Annotated in this window: 9 protein-coding genes; 6 read left to right on the top strand and 3 right to left on the bottom strand. The window is 61.5% G+C overall.

Translation table 11 applies throughout. From position 1 onward, the window contains the following. The 5 genes from ACQKP4_RS20690 to ACQKP4_RS20670 all read left to right on the top strand — a co-directional run. A partial coding sequence (locus tag ACQKP4_RS20690; RefSeq protein ID WP_427635485.1) for an RHS repeat-associated core domain-containing protein occupies nucleotides 1–1,425 on the top strand: 1,425 nt, incomplete at its 5' end. A gap of 71 nt (nucleotides 1,426–1,496) precedes the next feature. Then, nucleotides 1,497–3,260, top strand: a complete 1,764-nt coding sequence (locus ACQKP4_RS20685; protein ID WP_427635484.1) for a sensor histidine kinase — start codon at nucleotides 1,497–1,499, stop codon at nucleotides 3,258–3,260. Continuing rightward, nucleotides 3,254–4,588, top strand: coding sequence for a sigma-54-dependent transcriptional regulator (locus ACQKP4_RS20680; RefSeq protein WP_427635483.1), 1,335 nt, complete (start codon nucleotides 3,254–3,256; stop codon nucleotides 4,586–4,588). The genes ACQKP4_RS20685 and ACQKP4_RS20680 overlap by 7 nt, the downstream gene beginning before the upstream one ends. 312 nt (nucleotides 4,589–4,900) lie before the next feature. Continuing rightward, a complete protein-coding gene (locus tag ACQKP4_RS20675; RefSeq protein WP_427635482.1) occupies nucleotides 4,901–6,220 on the top strand; it encodes an MFS transporter in 1,320 nt (439 codons plus the stop codon). A gap of 169 nt (nucleotides 6,221–6,389) precedes the next feature. Further along, nucleotides 6,390–7,019 (top strand): flavin reductase family protein, encoded by a 630-nt coding sequence (locus ACQKP4_RS20670; protein ID WP_427635481.1) that lies wholly within the window; start codon nucleotides 6,390–6,392, stop codon nucleotides 7,017–7,019. Here the strand turns inward: ACQKP4_RS20670 and ACQKP4_RS20665 are convergent, their stop codons facing one another. Together ACQKP4_RS20665 and ACQKP4_RS20660 are read right to left on the bottom strand one after the other, a co-directional pair. Then, the gene (locus tag ACQKP4_RS20665) at nucleotides 7,020–7,250 is read right to left on the bottom strand and encodes a hypothetical protein (RefSeq protein ID WP_427635480.1); all 231 of its coding nucleotides are present in this window, start codon (nucleotides 7,248–7,250) and stop codon (nucleotides 7,020–7,022) included. It abuts the gene before it with no gap. 41 nt (nucleotides 7,251–7,291) lie between these two features. After that, nucleotides 7,292–7,645: an antibiotic biosynthesis monooxygenase family protein gene (locus tag ACQKP4_RS20660; protein ID WP_427635479.1), complete on the bottom strand. Its 354-nt coding sequence runs from the start codon at nucleotides 7,643–7,645 to the stop codon at nucleotides 7,292–7,294. A gap of 335 nt (nucleotides 7,646–7,980) precedes the next feature. Between ACQKP4_RS20660 and ACQKP4_RS20655 the strand changes: the two genes are divergently transcribed. Further along, complete coding sequence (locus tag ACQKP4_RS20655) at nucleotides 7,981–8,910, top strand: AraC family transcriptional regulator (RefSeq protein ID WP_427635478.1); 930 nt, start codon at nucleotides 7,981–7,983, stop codon at nucleotides 8,908–8,910. Between the two features lie 132 nt (nucleotides 8,911–9,042). On the opposite strand, the gene ACQKP4_RS20650 is transcribed toward ACQKP4_RS20655, so the two are convergent. Continuing rightward, nucleotides 9,043–10,098: an ABC transporter ATP-binding protein gene (locus tag ACQKP4_RS20650; RefSeq protein WP_427635477.1), complete on the bottom strand. Its 1,056-nt coding sequence runs from the start codon at nucleotides 10,096–10,098 to the stop codon at nucleotides 9,043–9,045. Nucleotides 10,099–10,107 lie beyond the last annotated feature (9 nt).

Raw genomic sequence — 10,107 nt, 5'->3', positions numbered from 1 at the left:
TTCCAGCAAGTGATCTACCTGCCGGGGCTGGAAATCCGTACCCGCGACAACGGCGAAGAGTTGCACGTCATCACCCTGCCCGGCGGCCACGGCAACGTACGCTGCCTGCACTGGAAGGCCGGCAAACCCGCGCACATCCCCGCCGATCAGTTGCGCTACAGCCTCGACGATCACCTCGGTTCCTGCTCGCTGGAACTCGATCAGCAGGCGCAGGTGATCAGCCAGGAAGGTTATTACCCGTTCGGCGCCACCGCCTGGTTTGCGCGAGGCAACGAAGTCGAGGTCGATTACAAAACCATCCGCTATTCCGGCCAGGAAATGGACGACAGCGGGCTGTATTACTACGGCGCGCGTTATTACGCGCCCTGGCTGCAACGCTGGATCAGCGCCGACCCGGCCGGGGATGTGGACGGGCTGAACCTGTATGCATTTGTTGGCAACAACCCAATAGCCTACGCCGACGCCGAGGGTGAAAAGCGCATCAGCAAGGTGGTGGCCGGCCTCAGGGCTGCGGATGCCGCCGAGATCCAGCGTCAGCAGGAAGCGAACGCCCCTGCGCGGGCGAAACGGCTGCTGCAAAAAGACATTGAACGGCATCTGAAAATACTGGGCCTGTCGAAACGACGAGGGCTGGACGCACGCCAGCAGATTCTCAACCACCGCTCGATGTCGCAACATGTACTTTCCGCCACCCGCAGAACGGCGGTGCACATCGGCGGACAGGTGCTCAGTTATGGCGCCGGCATCGCGGTGGGCGTGGGGGCACAGGCCTTGGCGGTGGCCGCCCCGGGCGTCGGCAACGCGGCCGGGGTCGTCATAGGTTTCGCCGTGAAAAAGGGTGTCAGTTTTGCGGTGGACTACCTGGCCGAGCGAACCGGTGCCAGCGCGTCGATCAAATTCAAAACCAGCAAGCTTTCGCCGGAGAAAATCATCAGCAAGGCCGAATACAAGACGATGAATTACCTCTCCTTCATTCAGAAAAAATACGAACAGATGGGCCTGGGCTCTACAAAAAACCAACTCAAGGCGGCCAAGGAAGCCACCAGTGTCAGCACCAGCCAGGCCCTGAAGGTACTGGCCCCACAGATTGCCAGCGAGGCCAGTACCGCGATGGGCATTCTGCTTGGCGGGGCCGAGCTATTTCATGAAATGAACAGCGCCGGAAGCAAGTTGTCCGCAGAAAAAATCGCCAAGGCAGACATCCACCTGACGAACCTCATTGGCGAGTTGAACGAGCGAATGACCGGTCTTGAAGCGTCGTTCAATTCGTTGCAGGTCTGCGCCCTGAACACCTTCAGCCTTTTTGGGGAAACGGCCGGGGACTCGGTTCAGAGTCTTTGGGAAGCGACGCGGCACGTGATCGGCGTGCTGACCGAGACCCGGACCATACTGCGCTCCAGATCCAGCAAGTTTTCAGCCGTGTAGGCGCCTGCCTCTCGGGGCGCGACGGCGCCGTGTTATGGTGCGCGCCCGTTATCTCGTGTGTTTTGTAAAGCATGCTGCCCACTACACGTTCATTGCGTTTGGGGTTTTACACCCTGGCAATCATCCTCGGCGCGGTCCTCGCCGCCGGGCTGGCCATGCGTCACGCCGAACGCCAGGCGCTGGTGGAAGATGCCGCCCGCGCCAATCAGCAATTGGCGTTGTATGCCAATTCCCTGCACACCCTGATCGACCGTTACCGCGCCCTGCCCGCCGTGTTGGCGCTGGACCCGCAACTGCGCGCCGCCCTGAACGGCACGGTATCGACCGAACAACAGGACGCGTTGAATCGCAAACTGGAAAAGATCAACGGCGCCGCGCGCTCCTCGACCCTGGAACTGCTCGACCGCACCGGCCTCGCCGTGGCCGCCAGCAACTGGCGTTTGCCCAGCAGCTACGTCGGCCACAACTACGGTTTTCGCCCCTACTTCAGCCAGACCCGCACCCAAGGCACCGGGCGCTTTTATGCGGTGGGCGTGACCAGCGGGATACCCGGTTATTTCCTGTCCAGCGCGGTGACCAGCGACAGCGGCGAATTTCTCGGCGCGATGGTGGTGAAACTCGAGTTCCCGGAACTGGAGCGCGAATGGCAGGGCAGCGACACGTTGCTGGTCAGCGATGCGCGCGGGGTCATCTTCATCGCCAACCAGCCGGGCTGGCGTTATCGCTTGTTGCAACCGTTGAGCGACAGCGATCACGCCGACCTCAAGGCCACCCGCCAATACGACAAACAGCCGCTGACACCGCTGGAATATCAATCGCTGCGGCGCTTTGACGACAACAGTGAGCTGGCGCGCGTTGTCGGCCCGGACGGCACGGCGGATTACCTCTGGGAATCGCTGCCGCTGACCGCCGAAGGCTGGACCCTGCACCTGCTGCGCCAGCCGCAAGTCGCCTTCGAAGACACCCGCAACGCCGCGCTGGCGGCGGCCGGGCTGTGGCTGGCGCTGGTGTTTCTGTTGCTGTTCCTCAATCAGCGCTGGCGCCTGGCGAAAATGCGCCAGCGCAGCCGCGAAGAACTCGAGCAACTGGTGCAAGAACGCACCCGCGATTTGCGCACCGCCCAGGACGGCCTGGTACAATCGGCCAAACTCGCCGCCCTCGGCCAGATGTCGGCCGCCCTCGCCCACGAAATCAATCAACCGCTGACCGCGCAGCGCATGCAGTTGGCGACCTTGCGCCTGCTGCTCGATCACGGCCGGGTCGACGACGCGTACAAGGCACTCAAACCGGTGGACGACATGCTGACGCGCATGGCCGCCCTCACCGGTCACCTGAAAACGTTCGCCCGCAAAAGCCCCAGCGGCTTGCGCGAACGCCTGGACCTCGCGGCGGTGGTCGACCAATCGCTGCAATTGCTCGACGCGCGCCTGCGCGATGAACAGGTCAGCACCGTGCTGCACCTGACGCGCCCGGCGTGGGTGCGTGGCGATGCGATTCGCCTGGAACAGGTGCTGATCAATCTGCTGCGCAATGCCCTGGACGCGATGCAGGACAAACCTTGCAAACGTCTGCAAATCCGCCTCGAAGCCGACGAACAACTCTGGCGCCTGACCGTTACCGACAACGGCGGTGGCATCGCCGCCGAGCACCTGCCCAACGTGTTCGATCCGTTTTTCACCACCAAACCGGTCGGTGATGGCCTGGGCCTTGGCCTGGCGGTATCGTTTGCCATCGTTCACGAATCGGGCGGACGCCTGAGCGCCGACAATCACGCCAGCGGCGCGGTGTTCACCGTGACCTTGCCCATCGACCTGGAGGCGCCCGTTTCATGCTGAATTCAGTGATGGTGGTCGACGACGAAAGCAGCATCCGCAGCGCCGTCGAACAATGGCTGAGCCTGTCGGGTTTTGCAGTGCAACTGTTCAGCCGCGCCGATGAATGCCTGGCGCAATTACCCGCCCATTTTCCCGGTGTGATCCTCAGTGACGTGCGCATGCCCGGCATGACCGGGCTGGACTTGCTGGCCGAAGTCCAACGGCGCGATGCCGACTTGCCGGTGATCCTGCTGACCGGCCACGGCGATGTGCCGATGGCCGTGGAAGCCATGCGCGATGGCGCCTATGACTTCCTCGAAAAACCTTTCAGCCCGGAAACCCTGCTGAGCAGTTTGCGCCGGGCGCTGGACAAGCGCCGGTTGGTGCTGGAGAACCGCGCGCTGCATGTGCAGGCGGACAACCGCGCCAAACTCGATGCGACGTTGCTCGGCGTGTCCCGTGGTTTGCAAACCTTGCGCCGGCAGGTTCTGGACCTGGCCGCGCTGCCGGTCAACGTATTGATTCGCGGTGAGACCGGCAGCGGCAAGGAACTGGTCGCCCGTTGCCTGCACGACTTCGGCCCGCGTGCGGACCAGCCGTTTGTGGCGCTGAACTGCGCGGCGATCCCCGAGCAGTTGTTTGAAGCCGAGCTGTTTGGCCACGAGAGCGGCGCGTTCACCGGCGCGACGGGCAAACGCATCGGCAAGCTGGAATACGCCGATGGCGGCACGCTGTTCCTCGATGAAATCGAAAGCATGCCGCTGGCGCAGCAGGTGAAATTGCTGCGGGTGTTGCAGGAGCAAAAGCTTGAGCGCTTGGGCTCGAATCAGAGCATTCGCGTGGATTTGCGGATCATCGCCGCGACCAAGCCGGACCTGCTGGATGAGGCGCGCGCCGGGCGTTTTCGTGAGGACTTGGCATATCGCTTGAACGTGGCTGAATTGCGCCTGCCGCCGTTGCGCGAGCGCCGCGAAGACATTCCGTTATTGTTCGAATCGTTTGCGCAGAATGCGGCTGAGCGCTTGGGTCGCACTTTTGCACCGTTGACCGGCCCGCAGTTGAGCCATCTGCTGAGCCACGACTGGCCGGGCAATGTCCGCGAACTGGCGAATGTTGCCGAGCGTCAGGTACTGGGTCTCGGTGAGCCGGAACCGCTGGGAATCGACCCCGGCCAATCGCTGGCGGCACAGCAGGAAGCGTTTGAAGCGCACTGCCTGCGCGCGGCGCTGACCCGGCATAAAGGCGACGTGAAAGCAGTACTCGAAGAACTGCAACTGCCGCGCCGGACCTTCAATGAAAAGCTGCAGCGGCATGGGCTGACGCGCGAGATGTTTTTGCAGGACAGCTGATTTGGGGAGCTGATTTGGGGGTGTCAGTACCGGCCTCTTCGCGAGCAAGCCCGCTCCCACAGTGGGTCGGTGTGCACAGCCCCACTGTGGGAGCGGGCTTGCTCGCGAAGGGGCCGGTGCAAACACTAGAAATCCACAAGCCGGTAAGCGATTTTCCGCTCACAGCCAATCCGGCATAAGCGGATTTCCGCTCACGCAAGCGTCAAAACCCCTCTAAACCGCCCCTCCCGCCCTTGGCACACCTCCTGCTATAGCCCTCGCAGGCTGCGTTTCAACGCGCTCCACAAAAACAATTAAACGAAGGATCCTTCAATGGATAACTCCAACACCCTGCCCCTTGGGTCGGCTGCCGCGCCTGCCAAGGCAAGAACCACTTCCAGCCGCATCAAGTCGATCTTCAGCGGCTCGGTCGGCAACATGGTCGAGTGGTACGACTGGTACGTCTACGCCGCTTTCTCGCTGTACTTCGCCAAAGCCTTTTTCCCCAAAGGCGACACCACCGCCCAACTGCTGAACACCGCCGCGATCTTCGCCGTGGGCTTCCTCATGCGCCCGATCGGTGGCTGGCTGATGGGCCTGTACGCCGACAAGGTCGGACGCAAAAAAGCCTTGATGGCCTCGGTCTACCTGATGTGCTTCGGCTCGTTGCTGATCGCCCTGAGCCCGGGCTATGAAACCATCGGCATCGGTGCGCCGATCCTGCTGATCTTCGCGCGCTTGCTGCAAGGCCTGTCGGTCGGTGGCGAATACGGCACCTCGGCAACCTACCTCAGCGAGATGGCGACCAAGGAACGTCGCGGCTTCTTCTCCAGCTTCCAGTACGTGACGCTGATCTCCGGCCAGCTCATCGCGCTGGGCGTGCTGATCGTCCTGCAGAACCTGCTGACCAGCGAACAGCTGTACGCGTGGGGCTGGCGTATTCCGTTCGCCATTGGCGCGCTGTGTGCCGTGGTCGCGCTCTACCTGCGTCGTGGCATGGAAGAAACCGAGTCCTTCACCAAGAAAGAGAAAGCCAAGGAAAGCGCCATGCGCACCTTGATGCGCCACCCGAAGGAACTGATGACCGTGGTCGGCCTGACCATGGGCGGCACCCTGGCGTTCTACACCTACACCACCTACATGCAGAAGTATCTGGTGAACACGGTCGGCATGAGCATCTCCGACTCGACCACCATTTCCGCCGCCACGCTGTTCCTGTTCATGTGCCTGCAACCGCTGGTAGGCGGGCTGTCCGATAAAATCGGGCGCCGGCCGATCCTGATTGCCTTCGGCATCCTGGGCACGCTGTTCACCGTACCGATCCTGACCACCCTGCACACCATCACCACCTGGTGGGGCGCGTTCTTCCTGATCATGGCCGCGCTGATCATCGTCAGCGGCTACACCTCGATCAACGCGGTGGTCAAAGCCGAACTGTTCCCCACCGAAATTCGTGCGCTGGGCGTGGGCCTGCCATACGCGCTGACCGTATCGATCTTCGGCGGCACCGCCGAATACATCGCGCTGTGGTTCAAGAGCATCGGCATGGAAACCGGCTACTACTGGTATGTCACCGCGTGTATTGCCGTGTCGTTGCTGGTGTACATCACCATGAAAGACACCCGCAAGCATTCGCGGATCACCACTGACTAAGCTCTACGGCGAAAAAAGCAGGGGCAGACCTTAACGGGTCTGCCCCTTTTCTTTACTCAAACAAAACCCTTTGGTTTACCTAAAACAAAACTCCGTGGGAGCGTCGCTGGAAATAATGCGTTCGTCCCAGCACTATGAGCCCATCCGCGACAAGCCCAGGAATATGAACATGCCCGACGACATCCACTTCTACGAACCCGCCAACGGCCACGGCCTGCCCCACGATCCATTCAATGCCATCGTCGGCCCGCGTCCGATTGGCTGGATTTCCTCGCAGGATGGCAATGGGCGCCTGAACCTGGCGCCGTACAGCTTCTTCAACGCCTTCAACTACATTCCGCCGATCATTGGTTTTTCCAGCATCGGGCGCAAAGACAGCCTGAACAACATCGAGCAGACCGGCGAGTTCGCCTGGAACCTGGCCACGCGCCCGCTGGCCGAGCAAATGAACCAGAGTTGCGCGATGGTCGGGCCTGAGGTCAACGAGTTCGAATTGTCCGGGTTGACGCCCGTCGCCTCGAAAATCATTCAGGTGCCGCGCGTCGCCGAAAGCCCGGTGTCGTTCGAGTGCAAGGTCACGCAGATCATTCAGTTGCAGCGCGCAGACGGGAACGTAGTGCCGAGCTGGCTGATTCTCGGCGAAGTGGTCGCCGTGCATATCGCCAAGTGGCTGTTGAAGGACGGGGTGTACGACACCGCCGCGGCAGAACCGATTCTGCGCGGCGGCGGCCCGGCGGATTATTTTCAGCTGGGGCCAGAGGCCTTGTTCAAGATGTTCCGCCCGGGGGCGGTGAAGTGATTACCAGAGCAGATCGGCGTCTTCTTTGACGTCTTTGAGGCGGGTCAGCTCTTTGGCTGCGGCCAGATCGGCCTCGTTCGCGGTCTTGAAAATCTGATCTTCAAGCACTTTGTGAAAACGCGGCGCGCCGGTGCCGCCGATGGCTTTAACGGCAATCGCGGCGTGGTAACCGCCGTCGCCGGGTACTACAGCGGAAACAGCTTCGAAATGATCAAAGGCTTTACGTGCCATGTCGCGCATCCTGGCTGATTGAGAGTGGGGCCATTAAACCCTCAACCCGCCATTTTGTGTACCCACGACTGCGACTGTCCCAGCGCCTGGGCGGCTGAAACGTCCTTGAAGGTATGGAAATCCAGGCTGTTGACCACCAGTTCCTGCACCAGCTCGGCAAAAACCCCCATGGCCGGGGTGCTGAAGTAAGCAGTCATGGCTTGCTGATGGGTCCAGAAACCGGACACCAGCCACAACTCGGGATCGCATTGCGAGTGTTGCAGGGAAAAGCTCAGGCAGCCCGGCGCGCTGCGTGACGGTTCGATCAGCGCGCTCAGGCGCACCCCGAGTTCCGCCGAACGCCCGGCGCGGGCACGGACAAACGCCATATGACTGACGGGAATCTGCGTAGACATGTTCAACCCTCCCAGGTACTCGAGTGGCAGCCGTGGGACGGGCTGCGACAGGATCAAAGGTTAAGCGCGCCGGTGCCGGTGCGGTTAGTCGATTCCTGCCGGCGTGTTGCACAATCCTGCGCGGCGTCTAAAACAATCGTTAACCTGCTGTAAATCCGCTCAAGCCAATGAAACAACGCTTTCAAGCAAGTTTGCTCCGGATGGCCGCAACATAGACGCACCGTTAAACCGCCCCATGCAGAATCAGGCAAGCATGAGGCAGGATGTGTCTACCGCGTGCGCTTGCACAAACTTAAGCTCGGCTCATTATCAATGCCCCACCGAGGATGCCTTGCATGTCGTCACTCGATCACTTTCAAGCCCCGCTGGATGCCGACATGGAAAAACAGCGCGCGGAACTGGCCGCTATCATCCGTCGCAACACCACGGACGATGGCACTTATGCCACCGCCGTCGGTTCGCTGTTCATGTCGCGCCACGGCCAGTCCCACGACTTTGCCCCGGTGCTCGCGCAACCGGCGTTGTGCATCATGGCGCAGGGCCGCAAGGAGGTGCGCCTGGCCGATGAATACTTCAATTACGACCCGCTGAACTACCTGGTGGTCTCGGTCTCGATGCCGTTGAGCGGTCGGGTGGTGAATGTCACCTCCGAGGAGCCGATCCTCGCCGTGCGGCTGGACATCGATCCGGCGGAAATCACCGCGCTGATTGCCGACGCCGGTCCGCTGGGCGTGCCGACCCGGCCGGCCAGGCGTGGGTTGTATGTCGAACGGATCGACAGCGCGATGCTTGACGCGGTGTTGCGCCTGGCGCGTCTGCTCGATACGCCGAAAGACATCGCCATGCTCGCGCCGCTGATTCGCCGGGAGATTCTGTATCGGTTGTTGCGCAGCCCGCAGGGCCATCGGTTGTATGAGATTGCGATTGCCAACAGCCAGAGCCATCGCATCAGCCAGGCGATCAAATGGCTGAACGGCAACTATGAACAGCCGCTGCGCATCGATGATCTGGCCAAGGAAGTGAACCTGAGCGTGTCGACGCTGCATCACCGCTTCAAGGCGATGACGGCAATGAGCCCACTGCAATATCAGAAGCAGTTGCGGTTGCAGGAAGCGCGGCGGTTGATGCTGGCGGAGGGGCTGGAGGCGTCGGCGGCCGGGTATCGGGTCGGGTATGAAAGCCCTTCGCAATTCAGCCGCGAATACAGCCGGTTGTTCGGGGCGCCGCCGTTGCGGGATCTGGCGCGGTTGCGGTTGATGGTTTGATCCGGATTCGGCGGTGCGGCTACTGACGCCTTCGCGAGCAAGCCCGCTCCCACATTGGATCGGCGTACACCTGACCCTGTGGGAGCGGGCTTGCTCACGAAGAGGCCAGCCAAGACAACCCAATGCCAAAGGTCAGGCGCTCAGTACCCGACACGCCTCCGCCGGCAAGGTCACCGAAACGGGGTTGCCAATGCTCAACCCGAACCCCTGGCACGGCGTGCTCAACGCGGTAAACGAAACCCCGGAACACTCCACCGTGGTTTCAATCGTCGCGCCGATATCGCGCACGAACGTGACCTTGCCCAGCAGCCGGTTCCCCGCCGTTGCCTGGGGGTGCGACAGTTGCAAATCCTCCGGGCGGATCAGCATCTTCACTTTCTCCCCGACCACAATGCTGCTGCAAATCGGCACTTCCAGCGCATCACCGCCCGGCAGCCCGACCTTGCCGTTACCCAGCGCCGTGGCCGGGAAGATGTTGCCCGAACCGATAAAGTCCGCGACAAATTCATTGGCCGGGTGCCGGTAGATTTCAATCGGCGTGCCCACTTGCTGCACCCGATGTTCGCCGAGCACGACAACGATATCGGCCATGGTCATCGCCTCGCGCTGATCGTGGGTTACCAGGATGGTGGTGATGTTCAGGCGCTGTTGCAGTTGACGGATTTCCACCTGCATCGATTCACGCAACTTGGCGTCCAGCGCCGACAGCGGCTCGTCCAGCAACAGGATCTTCGGCCGCGAAGCGATCGCCCGCGCAATCGCCACCCGCTGGCGTTGACCACCGGAAAGCTTGGCCACCGGGCGATCAATCATTTCCTTCAATTGAATCAGTTCCAGCAACTCCACCACCCGCGCCTGCTGGTCCGCCTTGCTGACCCCGCGCAGTTTCAGCGGGTAAGCGATGTTCTCCCCCACCGTCATGTGCGGAAACAGCGCCAGCGACTGGAACACCATGCCGAAGTTACGCAGATGTGCGGGGGTGTTGCCGATGTCCTCGCCGTCCAGGCGAATTTCGCCACCGGTCAGGGTTTCGAGCCCGGCGATCATCCGTAGCAGTGTGGTTTTGCCGCAGCCCGACGGGCCGAGAAAACACACCAGTTTGCCCTCGGGCAAATGCAGGTTTACATCCTTTACCGCGCAGGCCGAGCCGTAATGTTTCTCGACGTTTTCCAGAATCAGACCAGACATAAATCACCT

This window comes from Pseudomonas sp. NPDC086278 (assembly GCF_050280905.1).
In the GTDB taxonomy this organism is placed as follows: domain Bacteria; phylum Pseudomonadota; class Gammaproteobacteria; order Pseudomonadales; family Pseudomonadaceae; genus Aquipseudomonas.
The sequence above is the reverse complement of the archived record's forward strand: the minus strand, read 5'-3'. Positions and strand labels throughout refer to the sequence as shown.